17 protein-coding genes and 1 riboswitch are annotated in these 17610 nt (G+C 32.5%); of the genes, 4 read left to right on the forward strand and 13 right to left on the reverse strand.

All coding sequences use genetic code 11. The features are described from left to right. Positions 1 to 82: 82 nt before the first annotated feature. The 11 genes from SCI76_RS08505 to SCI76_RS08555 form a co-directional block, all read right to left on the reverse strand. Positions 83 to 1561: a lipopolysaccharide biosynthesis protein gene (locus SCI76_RS08505; RefSeq protein ID WP_394530592.1), complete on the reverse strand. Its 1479-nt coding sequence runs from the start codon at positions 1559 to 1561 to the stop codon at positions 83 to 85. 56 nt (positions 1562 to 1617) lie between these two features. Beyond that, positions 1618 to 2181 carry an acyltransferase gene (locus SCI76_RS08510; RefSeq protein WP_394530590.1) on the reverse strand — a complete coding sequence of 188 codons (564 nt, stop codon included), beginning with the start codon at positions 2179 to 2181 and terminating at the stop codon, positions 1618 to 1620. Positions 2182 to 2310: 129 nt separating this feature from the next. Next, positions 2311 to 3570, reverse strand: a complete 1260-nt coding sequence (locus tag SCI76_RS08515) for a hypothetical protein (RefSeq protein ID WP_394530589.1) — start codon at positions 3568 to 3570, stop codon at positions 2311 to 2313. A 99-nt stretch (positions 3571 to 3669) separates the two neighbouring features. Next, on the reverse strand, positions 3670 to 4848 hold the full coding sequence (locus SCI76_RS08520; protein ID WP_394530588.1) for a glycosyltransferase: 1179 nt from the start codon (positions 4846 to 4848) through the stop codon (positions 3670 to 3672). 100 nt (positions 4849 to 4948) lie between these two features. Continuing rightward, positions 4949 to 5461 (reverse strand): acyltransferase, encoded by a 513-nt coding sequence (locus tag SCI76_RS08525; RefSeq protein WP_394530587.1) that lies wholly within the window; start codon positions 5459 to 5461, stop codon positions 4949 to 4951. Further along, on the reverse strand, positions 5448 to 6572 hold the full coding sequence (locus SCI76_RS08530; RefSeq protein WP_394530586.1) for a glycosyltransferase family 4 protein: 1125 nt from the start codon (positions 6570 to 6572) through the stop codon (positions 5448 to 5450). The genes SCI76_RS08525 and SCI76_RS08530 overlap by 14 nt, the downstream gene beginning before the upstream one ends. Before the next feature lie 97 nt (positions 6573 to 6669). Further along, on the reverse strand, positions 6670 to 7434 hold the full coding sequence (locus SCI76_RS08535; RefSeq protein ID WP_394530585.1) for a WecB/TagA/CpsF family glycosyltransferase: 765 nt from the start codon (positions 7432 to 7434) through the stop codon (positions 6670 to 6672). A 38-nt stretch (positions 7435 to 7472) separates the two neighbouring features. Next, a complete protein-coding gene (locus tag SCI76_RS08540; RefSeq protein WP_394530584.1) occupies positions 7473 to 8795 on the reverse strand; it encodes a UDP-glucose dehydrogenase family protein in 1323 nt (440 codons plus the stop codon). Between the two features lie 46 nt (positions 8796 to 8841). Next, positions 8842 to 9528 carry a sugar transferase gene (locus SCI76_RS08545; RefSeq protein ID WP_394530583.1) on the reverse strand — a complete coding sequence of 229 codons (687 nt, stop codon included), beginning with the start codon at positions 9526 to 9528 and terminating at the stop codon, positions 8842 to 8844. A gap of 19 nt (positions 9529 to 9547) precedes the next feature. Beyond that, on the reverse strand, positions 9548 to 10441 hold the full coding sequence (gene galU, locus SCI76_RS08550; protein ID WP_394530582.1) for a UTP--glucose-1-phosphate uridylyltransferase GalU: 894 nt from the start codon (positions 10439 to 10441) through the stop codon (positions 9548 to 9550). A 312-nt stretch (positions 10442 to 10753) separates the two neighbouring features. Then, positions 10754 to 11521: a tyrosine-protein phosphatase gene (locus tag SCI76_RS08555; protein ID WP_394530581.1), complete on the reverse strand. Its 768-nt coding sequence runs from the start codon at positions 11519 to 11521 to the stop codon at positions 10754 to 10756. Between the two features lie 542 nt (positions 11522 to 12063). On the opposite strand from SCI76_RS08555, the gene SCI76_RS08560 reads away from it, so the two are divergent. Continuing rightward, positions 12064 to 12522, forward strand: coding sequence for a VanZ family protein (locus SCI76_RS08560; RefSeq protein WP_325090466.1), 459 nt, complete (start codon positions 12064 to 12066; stop codon positions 12520 to 12522). 53 nt (positions 12523 to 12575) lie between these two features. On the opposite strand, the gene SCI76_RS08565 is transcribed toward SCI76_RS08560, so the two are convergent. Then, entirely contained in the window at positions 12576 to 14618 is a 2043-nt protein-coding gene (locus tag SCI76_RS08565) for a SpoIID/LytB domain-containing protein (protein ID WP_394530580.1), read from the reverse strand. A 567-nt stretch (positions 14619 to 15185) separates the two neighbouring features. On the opposite strand from SCI76_RS08565, the gene SCI76_RS08570 reads away from it, so the two are divergent. Continuing rightward, complete coding sequence (locus SCI76_RS08570) at positions 15186 to 15536, forward strand: helix-turn-helix domain-containing protein (protein WP_099330688.1); 351 nt, start codon at positions 15186 to 15188, stop codon at positions 15534 to 15536. A gap of 100 nt (positions 15537 to 15636) precedes the next feature. Continuing rightward, positions 15637 to 15723: riboswitch (cyclic di-GMP riboswitch) on the forward strand. 20 nt (positions 15724 to 15743) lie between these two features. After that, on the forward strand, positions 15744 to 15866 hold the full coding sequence (locus SCI76_RS08575; RefSeq protein WP_080968635.1) for an anti-repressor SinI family protein: 123 nt from the start codon (positions 15744 to 15746) through the stop codon (positions 15864 to 15866). 114 nt (positions 15867 to 15980) lie between these two features. On the opposite strand, the gene SCI76_RS08580 is transcribed toward SCI76_RS08575, so the two are convergent. Then, positions 15981 to 16772, reverse strand: coding sequence for a histidinol-phosphatase HisJ family protein (locus SCI76_RS08580; protein ID WP_407545145.1), 792 nt, complete (start codon positions 16770 to 16772; stop codon positions 15981 to 15983). Between the two features lie 231 nt (positions 16773 to 17003). On the opposite strand from SCI76_RS08580, the gene SCI76_RS08585 reads away from it, so the two are divergent. Next, a complete protein-coding gene (locus SCI76_RS08585) occupies positions 17004 to 17561 on the forward strand; it encodes an HPP family protein (protein ID WP_025749576.1) in 558 nt (185 codons plus the stop codon). Positions 17562 to 17610 lie beyond the last annotated feature (49 nt).

Here is a 17610-nt window from a genome sequence, read left to right on the forward strand (position 1 = left end):
TTCTCTAATGATAAAAACTTTACAAACACTAATATGGTAAAATATAAAAAATAAACTGGTTTATTATTTAAAAAATAGAGTTTTATTTAGAATATCTATTCGACTTGTATATTAATTTATTTATAGAAGTTTTTATAACTTTAATTTCATTTGAAATTTCACCCAGAATCGCTAATAAAGCTGTATAAACTACGCTTCCTATTATTGCAGATATGATTAAGTGTAAAATTTTTACATTAACATTTTCACAATACACGTACACAGATATATACATAATAAGAGAACTTAAAACAATTTTAAAAATAGACCTGATTTTTAAAGGTATTTTCATTTCTTTGTTTGAGCGATACACAGTAATAAATAAATACATTATATAAGCAAATAATGTAGTATATGCGGCCGCTTCATATCCATATCGGGGAACCAATATTATGTTTAATAATATATTAATTACTCCAGAATACAGAGCATGTAAAAATATTTTTTTTGTATCTTTAGATAGTTCCCATGTTTTATTATAATAAAAAGTTATACCATATATAACCATTCCTAGTGCGGAAATTATTAAAGTCATTCGGCCTTCTAAGTATTCAGAAGAACTAATATATAAAATTAAATCTTTAGACAACGCCGTAATACCTGCAAATAGAGGTATTATGATAAGAAAATAATATCTTTGTTGATCACTTATAGACTTTGCAGCTCCTACTTTACCATGTTTATTCATCGATGATATTATCTTAGGATAAGCACTCAATAAGAGAAACGTTGTCAATATACTGAAAATATTGTTTGCTAAGGAGTACGATAAAGAATATATACCTACTTCCTTAGAATTTCGAAATATTCCAATAATATAACGATCTGAGGACGCCATTATCCATTGCATCGCAGAAAGACCAATTAAGGGTATACCATATTTAAAAAAATCAACAAGTATAGTAGTTGAAAAATATTTGATACTTATTCTAATATTTTTTATTTGTGTTAAAAATATCAAAATACTTACAATTACTCCTGACATACTATAGTAATAAATAATACTGCTAATATTTTTTCCATGTTGCATAACATAAACTATAGTTATGATGAGCTTAAAAACAGTATAGAGAATAACACTTATTGAATATAATTTAGAATTATTTTTAGCTCTAAGAATAGTCCCCAATATAAGATAAAAACTTTCAGAAACAAAAAATAAAAATGATACTGTCAGAAAATTTCCGATATAATCTCCAATATTGCTTCCTTTTGTAAAAAATACTACCAACATAATTATCAATAGTATTATTATGTTTACAATTATTGTTGTGAAAATTATTGTGTTAATCACATAATTTCCCTTTTGTTCATTTGCAAATTCTTCATAAAATCTAATTAAAGATTGAGATATCCACCCAATTAATACAGTCGTCGCCAGACTTACTGTAGTAATTATAAGAGAATAATATCCGTACTCTTCAGGTAGAAAGTTCTTAGTAAGCATACTAATAAGTATAAAACCTGAAATGCCCGATACTATGCTGCTTACTAAGTAAAAGATTGAACTACTTTTTCTCATAATAGAATCCAGTCCTTTTTCACTTGTTTAAACTTTGAGTAAATACCTTTAGAAAGTTATTTCGCTTTAAGAACTAGCTCATCTAAATTATTTAATATAAAAGCTTTTTTTTCACTCTCAGTATATTGTTTTGTATCTATAAGGGTATGTTTATTTTTTGTAATATAATCATCTAATTTGCAAATCAATTTTGCTGGATTTCCACCTACTATGGAATTAGAAGGAATACTTTTTGTTACTATACTTCCTGCAGCGACAATACAATTATCCCCTATCGTTATTCCTGGTAGTATAATTGCATTCATTCCTATAAATACGTTATTTCCTACCTCAATTTTGCCAATAATATTAGTATATTTGTATTTTTCATCCAGTCCTCTTAAAACCCACGCTCCACCGTCATGAGTAATGAATTGTACTCCATTAGTAATGGTTACATGATTTCCAATTTCAATTAAATATTCCTCAGAAGAAAAGTTTGTACAAAAAAATCTACAATTTGTACCGACTTTTACTCCTCTTAGCTTTGCCTCCCTAATTGCAATATCATTACAATAAGTATGTTTATTCCCAAAATATTTATACAGCTTATAATAAAAAAGCTTGAGCTTATCTCTCATATATTCTCCCTCCAAAAAAAGCTAATTAAATTTTAATTTAATTAGCTTTTTGATAGTTATAATTTTTGTATAATAAGAAACTGAATTAGAATTAGTCAATTAAAGATTAGGTACATATAAACTTAGAATTTAATCTATTTGTTTCTTTAATTTATTAGACATATTAATTAATAGCATCGCTACAAAAGTTAAGATTTGAGTAATACCGATACTTACAGCCATTCCATTATAAGAGTTTGCAAAAACAAAAATTAACGTATAAATATAACATAGATAAAAGTGTTTATTTTTTACAAAGATAATAATTGGAAATAAACAGAATATTATATAAATTAATATGGTGACTAAGATTCCATAGTCGTACATGTACATTACAAAAGGCATTTCAATATTATTCAAATCGCTTACCGACTGTAACAAAGAATCAGATGCGCCCATTCCCCCTCCAGTAAAAAGATGAGGCAGTGGTACGTTACTATCTGATAAATAATCTAAAGCTGATAATCTACCATTACTAAGATCTCCACTTTCAGAAGCCATTAGGAATCGTTGGACGACATTTTGTTTGATTGGTCCAATACTTAGTATACTAATTGAAGTTATGAGTAAGAGAACTAAATTTCTACCTTTATTACTTCCTACCATTATAATAGAAAGCAAGGTAGCGCAGACAATAATTATACCAAATTTGCTATTGCAAACCAGTGTCCCTAAAATAGTGGTACCATAAATAATATACATAGGTACACTAGCTTTCTCCTTATAATAATAATTATAAGCAAGGTTTACGCCTATAAAAATAACTATTAAAAACATATTAGTAAGAGGATGCCCTAGAATAGAAAAAAGCCGGTAGACTTGACTTTGAATATCCCAATTTATACTAGTATAATAGTTAGTATTATATAATAAGTTAGCTAGCATCATTTGTAATTTTTTACCTGAAATAAAATCCATAACTCCGTAAATTACATTAATTATTATTACTATATTATATAATAACAAAAACTTTTTTATAGTATACTTTGGTTTTTCTAGGTGTATTCCCACCAGAAGAAGCGGTATCAAAATTGAATACAAAAACCTATAAAATCTTGATACTTCAATATGATAATAAAATACACTGGTCATATTAAGTAAAAATATAAATGAAAAAATATAGATAACAAATTTACTTGCCTTTTTAAAGAAGTACAAGTAATATCCGATTATTAAAAGCGTAGGCAAGAAGGAATACAATAAATTAACATGAACTAAATTCGTAAGCATTGACCTTACAACATTGGAGTACAAAAAAGTATAAATAATTAATATATATATAAAACCATTTTGTAGTCTTAAATACCTATCTTCTATAATAGTATCAGAGGCTAAATTTTTTTGCTTCATTTGTTAATCCTCACAGTATAATTTAATCTTACACCGGTAAGATTACTATTTTAATTTGATGTATTTTTCGTCTAGATTAAACACGTATTGTAAATGTGTCTATAAATCCAACCATTTTTGGGAAATATTTTTAAAACTAAACTCATTTACTCTTTTAATTGATTTATTTTTCAATTCACCTCTTAGTTTATCATCTTTCAATAATAATACTATGGCTTCACTTAGTTCAGTTTCTTCAGGTACTATTTGATCTTTTGCACCTAGGATTCCTCCCTTAAATACAGGGGTTAAAATTCCATACTCTTCAATTTTGAATTTATCTATTTCAGTGCTTAAAGTCGTTGATGGGGCTAATATCTCTCTTGGTCCAGATTTACAATCTGTCGAAATAATAGGTGTTCCACAAGCCATTGCTTCTAAGATAACATTTCCTAGACCTTCGAATAAGGAAGGTAACACAAATAAGTCTGCATTATAAATAAACTTAAATGGATTCTCCTGAAAACCTATTAAATGAATGTTTTTAGACAAACCCAAATCATTTATTAAAGTTTTCAGCTCTTTTTCTAAACTTCCTGTTCCTAATATAATTAGTTGAGCATTAGGAATTTTTCCGACAACCTTTTTAAATGATCTGATTAAGTGCCACTGCCCTTTTTGGTATGTAAGCCTACCTACTGTAATAACGGTAGGGTTTTTATAAATAGTTTGGTATCTTTCTTCTAATGATTCTTCTTTAAGATTAGAGATTCTTTCTATATCTACAGGGTTATATATAATTTCAATTTTCTTAGGATCTATATGAAAATTGTTTATTAAATCTAATTTTACTCCTTGAGAAATTGCAATTATCTTATTAGCTTTTGCATAAATCTTTTTCACTATTAATGCGTGTAATTTTTTTGTCATTCCATTAAATTCTTTGGATTGATGGTTTCGAATAGAAACAAATAACTTTTCATTACTTCTTGATAAAACATTAATTGTATTAGGATTATCCAAGAAACTTATACATTTATCTATTTTGTATTTATTCTTAAATTTTTTTAGAGCAATGATTCTACGCATTGTATTAAAAGATTTACCTATTAGATTATTAGATGAACCAATATTCAAATTAATTATATTTCCATTGTGTTCATACATATTTTCCGTATCATGATATATAACTATATACTTTTTATAGTCATCTGAGATACCTTTAGTTAAATTTGCTACAACTCTTTCAGCGCCCCCGCCCGTTAAAGCAGGTATAATAAATGCAATATTCTCTTTCAAAGTCTCACCGCCAACTAATTTAAGGTTCAGCACCTTTTTTGCTTTATTGATATAATTCAAAAGTAATAAAATTACATCAATTTAATTTTGCTTATAGTTTTTACTCATCAAAGCCTATATTATTCTCTAACTTTTCGTACATTTCCTTCATTTCATTTTCTGTCTTCTGATCCCAAGGTTTTGAAAAAACAGGTACTTCATTCATTAATAATCTATTCTTCTCAATGTAATCGCTAGTTTTACCAATTATTTCAGCTGGAACTCCAGCTACTATGACTCCATCAGGTATGTCTTTATTCACAATACTTCCAGCAGCTACTATAACATCTTTTCCGATTTTAACATTTGGTAAGACTGTACTTCCCCATCCTATAAATACTCTATCCCCTATCACTACTCTTCCAACTTTTGTTTTTCCCAAACTTTGTTTTGTTGAAGCATCGTGAGCAAGAATAGAACTATTGGTAATAGTAACTTCATTACCTATTTCTATTAAGAAGCAGTGGCCATAATCAATATGTGCATCATATATTTTACAATTTTCCCCGATTTTCAAGCCTCTTTTTTTTAATCTTATTAATTTTAATTTCATTAATAAATTACTTAGTCCCATGTGAGCTACCTAATGTCTTCCTTTGATCTAGGGATAAATAGAGATTTTCTACCGTTTTAAAATAACTATTAATATCAAACAGATCTACCGCTACTTTTCTAGAAGCTTGACCCATATGTTTAAAATTAGAATCAGTTACAAGTTTAATTGTAGAATCTGCTAACTTTTCTTTGTCACCAGGATTTATAAGATATCCATTTTCTTCATTTTTAACGGCTTCATTGATACTACCTACATTTGTGGAAATCACAGGCATTCCATAACTAATAGCCTCTAATATAGATAAAGGTAAGCCCTCGTTATAAGATGGTAATACAAATACATCTGATTCCTTTAAAAGTTCCTGCTTTTGTTCATTGTTAACCCATCCTACAAATCTAAAGTGTTTACTTACCCCTAGTTTTTCTACTAATGCCTTTGAGGAACTTTCAAGTTCACCATCACCCGCAATAATAAATTCTACTTGTTTATTTTTAGCTTCAAGTTCTTTGATTATCTTTTTTGAGGCTTCTATTAAATCTAAAATACCTTTTCTTTTTATCAAAACGGCTAAAAATAATATTTTTATTGTTTTATCATTGAGTTCGTTTTGTTTGACTGGAATGGGAACAGAGTTTCTTAATATGAAAGTATTTGATTCATTTTCTATTCTTTTAATTATATTATTCCAGCTTTCTCCTAGTGTAATTACTGTATCAGATTCTTTTAGTAATTTATTTATTTTCCCCTTTAATTGTTCATCACTTTGATTGTAGAATTCTTCGAACTCCGCACCATGTGTATGAGTAATTACCTTTTTATTAAATAACTTAGATAATTTGAAGATAATGTATTTCCTACTAAAGCTTCCTCTTTCCGACATATGCATATGAATTATTTCTACTTTTCCAAAAATTAATTCATTTATTAGCTGAACTAACCCTTTCAAAAAAAATAATTTTTTATACAAATTATTTTTAGTTTCTATATGAGTTGGAATATATTTTAGTGTAATACCTTCTTCAAACTTGTGTTGCAAGAAAGATTCTACTACCGTAGTCATTCCGCCTTTAACTTTCAGGCTAGAACCTACCATCACCACTTTAATATTTTTTTGTTTTTCTGAATTCACCTTACTTCGCCACTTTCATAATTTTTAGTAAATGAGTTCATCCTGAAAAAGCTTTTTACAACTACTTAATAACTTATCTTCTATTATAAAAGCTCAATCATTTTTTTCTTATCTCTTCAACAATTAATTTCATAAAATACATATCATTTACAAAATAACGTTTAAACATTCTTTTTGGTTCTTTAATAAATCTATAAAACCACTCTAAAGAAAGCTTTTGCATCCATAATGGAGCTCTTTTAACTGTCCCTGCCATAAAATCAATAGCAGCACCTACTTGAATGCTCACAGGAACTTTTAATAAATGAGAATTGTTATGAATAAAGAATTCTCCTTTAGGTGATCCAAGTGATACCAGTAACAAATCAGGTGCAAAATCATTTATTTTATCTATACAACGTTTAAGCTCGATAGGATCCTTTTCAAAACCAAAAGGAGGAGAATAAGTATCGATGCAAAAGGTATCTCCAAATTTCTCTTTATACATTTTTGCAACTCTGTCCGCAACTCCTGGTTGTGAACCAAAAATAAAGAGTCTATGATTTTCAATTCGTGCTAATTCAAACAGTTTCGGTGTTAAATCCGCACCAGAAACTTTCGATTTAAATGGCTTTTTAAATAGTTTTGACAAAATCACTATAGGCATGCCGTCTACTAATTTTAGACTAGCCTTTTCATATACTTTTTTGAAGTCTTTATTTTTATTGATATTAACTAAATGGTCTACGTTGGGAGTTACAACGAAACTCGTAGAGTTTTCCTTTTTATTTCTAGTAATTAAACTATTAATAGCTTGTACCGCATTATCCATATCTAAATTATCAAAATTCACGCCGAAAATATCAATCTTTTCTCTTTCCATGCTTGAAAGCCTCACTTATTTTTATTAGAAAAATTTTTTTAAAGGGCAGCTAGTTTTCTTTCTAAGGATGGACGTCCAATAGAATGATACTCAACGTTACTTACTCTAACCTCTTCTAAAGAAAAGCAATTTCGTCCATCAAATAAAATTGGCTCTTTCATAGTATTTGAAAGTTTTGAAAGGTTGATCTCTTTGATTTCTTCCCATTCAGTTAAGATTAAAGCAGCATCAGCATCAGATAAAGCATCATTTACACAAGAAGCATAGCTTATTTCTTTTGGTAATATCTTTTTAGCATTTCCAATTGCGATAGGATCATAAGCAATTATGTCTGCTCCTAGCTTGGCAAGTTCATTGATTATCACTATAGAGGCAGCCTCTCTAATATCATCTGTATTAGGTTTAAAAGCGATGCCTAGTATAGCAATACGTTTACCTTTAAGTTCATCGAAACGATTTACTAATCTATCAACCAAAGTTTTTTGCTGATTATTATTTACTTTAATAACCGATTTTAAAAGTTCAAAGTTATGTTCATTGTTTCCTGCAATTTGTACTAAAGCATTTGTATCTTTAGGAAAGCATGACCCTCCATAACCAATACCTGCTTTCAAAAAATCTGTTCCAATACGTTTATCTTGACCCATCCCTATCGCGATATCTTCAATATCAGCTCCTACTTTCTCACAAATATTAGCAATTTCGTTAATGAAGCTAATTTTTGTAGCAAGAAAAGCATTTGAAGCATACTTAATCATTTCTGCGCTTCTAATATCTGTTTTAAACACTGGTATATCAAGATTTTTATAGATTCCCTCTACAAAGTCAGCTGCTTCTTTATTATCGGCACCAATGACAATCCGATCACCATTGAATGTATCTTTTACTGCTGAACCTTCCCTCAAGAATTCTGGATTAGAAACTACACTTACTTTCACATCATTAGATAAATTTTTAATGATTATATTTCTAATATAATCATTAGTCCCAACTGGCACAGTACTTTTTGTAATAACTACTGTGTCACTATTAATATAATACGCTATGCTTTTAGCAGCCTCTTCTATATAAGTTAGATCAGCTTCTCCATTTGCTTTTTGAGGAGTCCCCACTGCGATGTAAATAACATCACTATTCATAAAACTACTTTTGTGATTACTTGAAAATTTAAGACGGCCATCTTTAATATTTTTTTTCATTAAATCTTCTAGACCTGGCTCATATATCGGTGAAATCCCTTGTTTCATCATGTTTACTTTCTTATGATCTATATCAATACAAGTAACAAAATGTCCAATTTCTGATAAGCAAACACCAGTAACTAAACCTACATACCCTGTTCCAATCACTGAAATCTTCATAAATACCTCCATTGTAAAATTTATAATTTAATGCAAAAAATACTCCTTAAAATGCATTTTTAGACCCAAATAAAAGTACGATTGTTTTAAAGATTATTTTAACATCCATAAAAATAGATTGATTTTTGATATAGTACAAATCCAATTCAACCATTTCTTTGAATCCTATATTGCTTCTTCCACTTACTTGCCAAATACCTGTACACCCAGGCGTTACAATTAACCGTTTTTTGTCATAATTCGTATACTCTGCTACTTCTCTCGGAAGAGGAGGACGTGGTCCAACTAGACTCATCTCTCCCTTTAATACATTAAATAACTGCGGTAATTCATCAACACTAGTTTTACGAATTAATCTTCCTATCCTTGTAACTCTGGGGTCATTTTTCATTTTAAACATAGCTCCTGTGGTCTCGTTTAACTGAAGAAGTTCTGCTAACTTCGTTTCAGCATCAGTAACCATAGACCTAAATTTGTACATTTTAAAAATTTTACCTTTTTTCCCTATTCTCTCTTGAGAAAAAAATACCGGTCCTTTTGGATCCTCTATTTTTATAGCAAATGCTACCAATATAAATACAATAGATAATAAAATTATACCTATTAAAGAACCTATAATATCTAATGTTCTCTTTGGTACTAAGTAAACTAAGCTTTCATTACCGATAAGTTCATCAAAATTCTGGGATGCATGCGTCTTGAGGGTTGCTTTTTTTTTGGCAATTTGTGTCATACGTTACTCCCCTCATACTTCATTTTAATTCAACGAACGTATTTAATTCTTTTTTTACTATTTCGTTCATAACATTTAACAAATCTTCCCTTAAATCCTTATGCTGTAAAGCAAACTCTATGGTAGTCTCAATAAAACCTAATTTTTCACCCACATCATGGCGTCTTCCTTCGAAGTCATAAGCAAATACGCGTTGAATTTCATTTAATTTTTGAATGGCATCCGTTAATTGAATTTCACCGCCGGCTCCTACTTCTTGCTCTTCTAAAAACTTAAAGATTTCAGGTGTAAATACGTAGCGTCCCATAATTGCTAGATTCGAAGGAGCCGTACCAGCTGCCGGTTTTTCGACAAACGTATTTACTTGATGGCGACGGCCGTCGTTTGAAACCGGATCAATAATTCCGTAGCGGTGCGTTTGATTATCAGGCACCGTTTGAACGCCGATTACTGAAGACAACGTTTGTTCATATTCATTCATCAGCTGGCGAAGACATGGTGTTTCCGCTTGTACAATGTCATCACCAAGCAGCACAGCAAAAGGTTCGTCTCCAATAAACTTACGTGCACACCATACTGCATGCCCTAACCCTTTTGGTTCTTTTTGACGAATGTAATGAATTTCTACGTTCGATGATTGCTGTACTTTTTCTAAAATATCAAACTTCTCTTTTGAAACTAGATTATTCTCCAGCTCAGGTGCAAAGTCGAAATGATCTTCAATCGCTCTTTTGCCTTTACCTGTTACGATAATAATGTCTTCGATTCCTGAAGCAATTGCTTCTTCAACGATGTATTGAATCGTCGGTTTATCAACAATTGGAAGCATTTCTTTTGGCATTGCTTTTGTAGCCGGCAGGAAGCGTGTTCCAAGTCCTGCTGCTGGAATAATTGCTTTTTTTACTTTTTTCATCAATTCATCATCCCTCATTCTCTCTTTTTTTACTGATTTAGGTATGTACAAGATGTAAATACTTATGGAAACGCTGTACATATACAGTTCTTTCATAAGTATTTACACAATTAAATTTTGGGCATCTAACCCGTCCTCACACCATACTCTTGACAACAATCGTGTCTAAGGTGTTTGAGCACCCACAGTACAGCCGAGTATCTCCTTTGATAGTGGTTAGGAGATATCACCATTTTTTAATATTTGTAACTTTTATTGAATATTAATCCATCCTCACTAAAAAAAGAAGAAAGTTGTCAGGAATTCTGTCTTTTAAAAAATTCCTAAAAACTTTTTCTTCTTCACTTGCTCGGGCGTATCTTGAAAACAAACGTAGCCTTTTATAACAGCTTCTGCATTTTCATAAAACATATATAACGTGTCAATTCCGTATTCAGATGAAATCAACTCGCTTGCTTCTTGCATGTAGAAGTTTCTTCCTGATAGATTGTGTGCGTCAGAAGCAATCATATGAGTTAAGTTAGCTTGAATTAAATCCATAGAAAATCTCTTAATTTTTTTGCCGAACCTTCCTGTTAAGCTGGATGCGGTAATTTGAGTAAGAACTCCTTTGTTTACAAGGTTATATAAAATATTGGGATCTTCTATAAGCCGGCTGTTTCGCTCAGGATGAACAATAATAGGTGTTAACCCTTCCGACTGAATATTGTAGACTAAATTTTCCGTGAATTTCGGCACTTGGCTGGACGGCAGTTCTAAAAACAGGTATTTATCTGTTTGATTTAAAGTGAGTATTTTACCATCTTGATAGTCTTTGATAATCTCTCCATATATACGAGACTCTTGACCTGGTAATATCGTAAGAGGGATATTTTCTTGATGCAGATGCGTGTTTAATCGTTCCACTCGCTGTATAATTTCGTTTTTTTCATTTATGTATTGGCCATTTTGATGGTGAGGAGTTGCAACAATCGTATGAATCCCTTCACTTACTGCTTGTTTGCCCATTTGTAAGCTGTCTTCTATGGTTTTAGCACCGTCGTCGATACCGTGCAAAATGTGACAGTGAAGATCAATCATTTTTTATTTCCTCCTTTTCCTCCAAATAAGCTATATGAACTAGTTTATACTTATGAAATACTACCATAGGCATATTAACCCTTCAATGTCTTATTTTGTCGAAAATTATCAAATGACTAAATTTCTTCTTATTATGACGTTTTTTGTATCTGAAATAGTCTTTTATTATCATGATAAACGTTATAACTGTATACTAATTTTTTATAATAATTAGATCTATTTTCATTTAAAAGAATTTTATTCCAATTAACTCCACGAAACCTATTCTATCAGCGAAACCCTTGTATTTATTGAGCCTAGAGAATTATTTATTTTTAAATTTCTGATAAAAATACGATTTTTTGTTCATTATATTGAAAACGCAACCATTGCCTTTAATATTGCTTTTTTATTGAAAACAAAATCGATAAATAGTTAATTTAACCTAATTATTATGTAGTTAATAAGGCTCAATGGAGTCATATACTCTAACTAATTCCTTGCATTTTTCACCATCTTTTTTTATCATTAAGTGAAAATTTTGTAGAGAAAAGAGTATTTTTATGATTTTAAAACGTGTGTTATTAGTTCTTTTGCTATTATCTATCTCAAAGTTCTCCCACACTCCGCATTTAGAGGTAATGGACCCTTCTAGCTGGACGAATTCATCCGTTTGGGATCACAGCGCTACGCTTTGGTCTGTACTGCACCCTGGCAGTGAGTTTTTCACAGCCTACAGCTACGGCTTTAACGTTGAGTTCATTGTACGAAAAATTGCCCACCTTTCTTTTTTCGGCATGCTAGGCTTACTTTTTTACTGGAATTTAAAAAAGCAGAGCTATCGTTACATAAAAGCATGGCTATGTGTAGCTGCGTTTGCATTTTTAGATGAAGTGCATCAGGCGTTTATTATCGGCCGGGATGGACGTATCACAGATGTAGCTGTTGATTCACTAGGTGCAGCCATTGCTTTATATTTGTTATATCGGGCGAGAAGAACGAATGTAAGAGTACCAAAGTAAGAAAAAAGCATGCCAATCGCATGCTTTTTTTATGCTGAAAATCTCGTATTCTTTTATTTTACCGTCACTTTCGCATAGGTGCTGTAGCCGCCTTGGCCTTTCACTAACACGTGCAGAAGTGTTCCAGATTTTTGCTTTGGAATCGTAATTGAAAAGTTTCCTGCATTATCTGTTTTTCCCGTCGCAATGATATCTGGCCATACTTTTACATAAATTGTTGAGTTTGGCTCGGCACTTCCTGTAAGTTTCGTATCCTCGCTTGAAATGGCATTAACTTTTGCTGCTTCCGGCGCCTGATCCGTTTGCACAAATAGTTTTGTGTAGGTACTATAGCCGCTTTGGCCTTTTACTAATACGTGAAGCTGTCTGCCCGTCGGCTGCTTTGGAATTGCAATCGAAAAGTTTCCTGCATTATCCGTTTTTCCTGTCGCGATGGTATCTGGCCATACTTTTACATAGATCGTCGAGTTCGGCTCTGCTGTTCCCGTTAGTTTTGTATCACCTTCACTTAACTCATTTACTTTTGCTGCTTCAGGGGCTGAATCAGACTGTACATAAATTTTTGTGTACGTACTGTAGCCGCCTTGACCTTTCACTAGTACGTGGAGCATCGTTCCTGCTTGTTGTGTTGGCACGTCAAACGAAAAGTTTCCTGCAGCGTCTGTTTTTCCTGTCGCAATGACATCCGGCCATACTTTTACGTAGATGGTTGAATTAGGTTCAGCTGTTCCTGATAGTTTACTATCGCCAGCCTTGATTAGATCTACTTGAGCTGGATTTGGAATAGTAATTTTAGGGTATTTGTCCTCGTAATGAGAGACTAGGCTTACGCCTGGATAGTAAAAGTTTAGTATATCCGTATATGATTTTCCTTGAGCAGCCATGGAATTTGCTCCGAATTGACTTAAACCGACTCCATGCCCGTTTCCTTTTCCTTCAATAGTAATGATTTGGGTATCTGCCTTTTGATTAGTCACCATCAAACTTTTAAAGCGGATGCCATCAAGCATAAATCGAATGTTATCTGCTTTATCTCCAGTTCGACTCCATGTTTTAACCGCAAGCTTGTTGTCTTGATCTACTTCGCCTTTCATTACGTAGGTTACGCTGATATCTCCTTTGCTCATACGCTGACCTGACGTTGGCTGATAAAGGCTAATTTTAGAAATGCCTACAATTTTAATGTCTTTTCCTTTAAATTGAGTCGCTGTTTGCATTTGTGCTTTAATTTTTCCTGCAATTTTTTCATCCGCTTCTTTTGTTTGACTCCACCATGAATTTGGGTTTTTCAAATCTTTTGTAGATAGGTCAATTTGCTGTTTTTGAACTGTTAATGACCATTTTGTTTGAGGATCATACGGATCAGTTTTCACTTGGAAGTAAGGATGAGAAGCTTTTCCCCATGCATTATAATCAGATTCAATGATTCCGCCGTTGCTTGAAGAAAACACAGAATTAATTAACGCCCCGTTGTACTTTAATACTTTTCCAAACGTTTCATCAACTGCGCTGCTGGTACTGTTGTACCATTCATATCCTCCGTATACCTGAAAGCTTGTTGTATCATCAATGATTTTACTTGCATAGCTTAATGCGTATGTTCTCGCAGCAACGGCCTGAGATTTTAACGCATCAGCATGCCAAGACGTATATACTTCTTTTGGAACAACGCCTTTTAAATAATCTTCCATTGGAATTGTATTGATGGGTCTGACATATTTGCTGCTTTCGTTGGTAAACTGTACGCTCCCTAAGTAGTTTCTGTTATTAATAGAAAGGAAGGCTTCGTATGTAGATGGTTTAGCAGTGAAGCTATCGAATTCACCAAGAGCTTCTTGGTTATGCAGTAGTTTGACTTTGCTCCCCGCTACTTTTACTTCGTACTCTGTATTAGCTTGAAGCGTTACTTCGCTGTCTGCAATCGTATAGGACTGCGAGGGCTTAATTTTAATACTGGATTGATTGCCTAAATAATTTTTTAATTTCACGGATACCGTCGGCTCTGTTTCAGCTGCCTGTACAGGCTTACTTGCAGCACTATAGCTAACCGTAATCAGTAAACTTAACATGAATACAATGGGTAAAATCTTTTTCATTCTGTCTACTTGTCTCCTTGTCTATTTTTCTGTTTTCCTTCGTTATATCGGCAGACTTTCGACATTTTTTAATCTTTTTAGCAAATTTCATTTAAAATATTTCTTTGAGTAGAACTAAATAAAAAAAGCATTGATAGGTATCAGTGCTTTTTTGGTATTGAACTGTATCTCTTTCACAGCATTCATACACTTATTTTCACTTCTCTCAACCGTTTTTCACTCTCTCTATTCGTTCCTTGTCTTACTCCAAAACACAACTTCACTTTTGAGCATATTAGTCATTTATTTGTGCAAGTCACTTGGAAGCTCCTCGCTGTGATTGCTCCATTTTGTCCACTCAGTTTTCTAGATCGTGTTTATCTCTCCTGTCTTGTAGGTTTCCATTTTTATTGTGAAGGATTTCTGTGAACCAGCCATGAACTTTACTAGAGACTTTCGAACTAAAAAAGCTTCTAAAAACAAGAAATGATTCGTTATAAAGAACCTTTTTTATAATTAAATACATAAAAATAAACTAATATGCGTTATAATGAACAAAAAAGGATACATGAAAAGGATGAACTTAACGTGATAGGAACCAAAATTAAAACTTTACGATTAAAAAACGGATATTCTATTACACGCTTAGCTGAAAAAGCCCGTATCTCAAAGTCATATTTATCTCATTTAGAGAAAGGTCTAAACAATAACCCGTCTATTCACATGCTAGAAAAAATAGCTTTTTCTCTTAATACAACAATTGATGAATTAATTGAAGCAGGAAGCAGAGATTTTACATTTTCTTCAAAACTATCTCTAAGCAACGAGTGGCTTTATTTAATAGAAGAAGCAATTAACGATGGAATGACCAAAGAGGAATTTACTGAATTTCATTCCTATTTAAAATTCAAAAAAAAAATGAATACATTAGTTGACTAATTATTTGATTTTTTTATGACAATCGACCTATTTCGACAGCATTCATGACAAACATACTATATAATGAACATAGGTTATATATGGTAACTATTACAAATTATCCAGACAAAGGCAAAATTATTGAAAAATAGTGACGCAAAGCTTCGGGTCTAAGGCCTCTTTTGGCTATGACGGCTGAGTTCCCTGGCAAAGGGTGGATGAATCGTAATGAAAGAAGAGAATGTACTGTCGATCGATCAGGAATGGATAAGTCTTATGCAAACAGCTCGCGCAATGGGGCTGACCATAGAAGAAGTTCGAACGTTTCTAAAAGAGTTTAAGCAGAACTGAATCCAAAAAGCACGCTCAGACTAGAGCGTGCTTTTTTCCTTTTATGCTCATTATTTTTCCTCATATAAACAAGTGTATAAAAAACGCTTGAAACAGATGTGAAACACACTTCTATTAAATACGAATTCCTTTTGGCTGACGCTGGTCAAACGTATAAATCTCCGTAAATCCGCACTGCTTCGCCATTTCAATCGCTTCTTTCATATGTGCTCCTACGGTTTCAGCAAAGTGTGAATCAGAGCCAATCGTTAAGATTTCTCCGCCTAGATTACGGTACAGCCTCACAACTTCAAGTGCCGGCAATGCTTCACCAAGCTTCCCTCTTATACCTGAAGTATTAATTTCAATTCCGATATTACGATCAATGGCTTTTTTCAAAATACCTGCAAGAATATCTTTAAATTGATGAAAGTCGTAGATGCCGTATTGCTCAAACGCATAGCGCTTCATTAAATCTAAATGAGCCAATACGTCAATGTCGGCTTCGCTTACTAGATTATACATTTCATTAAAATAAGCGCAGTAAATTGCTTCTTTATCGTTCAGCTCCAAATGTTTACGAAGCTTGATGTTATTAATGTTATGAACCGATCCTAAAATAAAATCAAAGTTCTCTTGCTTCATCGTTTCTTGATACTTCTCTTTTAAATAGTGCGGCTCGCAAATTTCAATTCCTTTTTTAATCACTAGCTGGCCTTGAAATTGATCTCTGCATTCCCCTAGTTCTCGTTCATATTTATCAAAATCCATATGACCGTACGTTGGCGCTAACGGATTTAATGAAAAGTGCTCGGTAAAACAAATTTCGTTTACACCGTTTTTCACAGCTTGTTCGCACACTTCTTTCATGACTGCCTGTGAGTCAAATGAATTGTTCGTGTGATGATGGTAGTCTACTAGATACATAATTAGTCACCTCTAAGTCTATTATACATTTCTCCTGCTCTTACTGCACATAGAGACCCTTTTCCCCCTTATTCCGCCTTTTTTCGTTCATAAAAAGTATTTCCAATAAAAAAAGATCTTTTTCCTCTTCCAGCAACCCTTCTTTTCTTATAAACTAACTTAATATAGCAGAGGTTCTGACATACAACTTGACAAACAACTTTTACTTACAAAGGAGAAAGGAAAGAAGAAATGCAGATTGAAAAAAGTTTTGCTCAAACAAAAAGCCCCTTTCTGTCTTACTTAAGCTCTTATGCTAGAAAGATGAAAGGAGAACTAAAAGAAGAACCAAAAATCAATTACAGAGATGCAGTCGTTTCTTCTATTGGAGGCTTAATTGCGATTATCATCAGCAGTGCGATTGCACTAGCGCTTGGTTATCCAATGGCACTCGCTCCAATTGGCGCAAGCTGCGTGCTTGTTTTCGGAGCTCATAAAGGGCCTTTATCACAGCCTCGTCACGTGCTTGGAGGGCACTTACTAGCAACGGTTTCTGCACTTATTATTTGGAGTTTATTTCACCGAAGCCTTATTACGATTGCGATTGTGCTTGCTTTTGTTCTTATTTTAATGATTCTTACCAAAACCGTTCATCCTCCCGCTGCGGCTAGCGCGATTGTTGCAATTAATACTCAAGCAGGCTGGGGATATTTAGGTATTATTATGATTTGTGCATGTGTCGTTGTATTGATTTCTACTGTGTATAACAATTTATTTCAGGATCGGCAGTATCCCAGGTATTGGGTTTGATTTCTGTTAAAAAGGCTTCGGAACTAATTTCCCAAGCCTTTTTAGCAAA

The sequence above is a fragment of the Priestia sp. HNGD-A6 genome, assembly GCF_045784335.1.
GTDB lineage: Bacteria > Bacillota > Bacilli > Bacillales > Bacillaceae_H > Priestia > Priestia zanthoxyli.

Bases quoted from the DNA above. Each gene is read 5' to 3' on its own strand.
- SCI76_RS08575 (WP_080968635.1), top strand. From the start codon at position 15,744: ATGAAAGAAGAGAATGTACTGTCGATCGATCAGGAATGGATAAGTCTT.
- SCI76_RS08555 (WP_394530581.1), bottom strand. From the start codon at position 11,521: ATGATTGATCTTCACTGTCACATTTTGCACGGTATCGACGACGGTGCT.
- SCI76_RS08565 (WP_394530580.1), bottom strand. From the start codon at position 14,618: ATGAAAAAGATTTTACCCATTGTATTCATGTTAAGTTTACTGATTACG.
- SCI76_RS08525 (WP_394530587.1), bottom strand. From the start codon at position 5,461: ATGGGACTAAGTAATTTATTAATGAAATTAAAATTAATAAGATTAAAA.
- SCI76_RS08560 (WP_325090466.1), top strand. From the start codon at position 12,064: ATGATTTTAAAACGTGTGTTATTAGTTCTTTTGCTATTATCTATCTCA.
- SCI76_RS08510 (WP_394530590.1), bottom strand. From the start codon at position 2,181: ATGAGAGATAAGCTCAAGCTTTTTTATTATAAGCTGTATAAATATTTT.
- SCI76_RS08505 (WP_394530592.1), bottom strand. From the start codon at position 1,561: ATGAGAAAAAGTAGTTCAATCTTTTACTTAGTAAGCAGCATAGTATCG.
- SCI76_RS08515 (WP_394530589.1), bottom strand. From the start codon at position 3,570: ATGAAGCAAAAAAATTTAGCCTCTGATACTATTATAGAAGATAGGTAT.
- SCI76_RS08580 (WP_407545145.1), bottom strand. From the start codon at position 16,772: ATGTATCTAGTAGACTACCATCATCACACGAACAATTCATTTGACTCA.
- SCI76_RS08545 (WP_394530583.1), bottom strand. From the start codon at position 9,528: ATGACACAAATTGCCAAAAAAAAAGCAACCCTCAAGACGCATGCATCC.
- SCI76_RS08540 (WP_394530584.1), bottom strand. From the start codon at position 8,795: ATGAAGATTTCAGTGATTGGAACAGGGTATGTAGGTTTAGTTACTGGT.
- SCI76_RS08585 (WP_025749576.1), top strand. From the start codon at position 17,004: ATGCAGATTGAAAAAAGTTTTGCTCAAACAAAAAGCCCCTTTCTGTCT.
- SCI76_RS08535 (WP_394530585.1), bottom strand. From the start codon at position 7,434: ATGGAAAGAGAAAAGATTGATATTTTCGGCGTGAATTTTGATAATTTA.
- galU (WP_394530582.1), bottom strand. From the start codon at position 10,441: ATGAAAAAAGTAAAAAAAGCAATTATTCCAGCAGCAGGACTTGGAACA.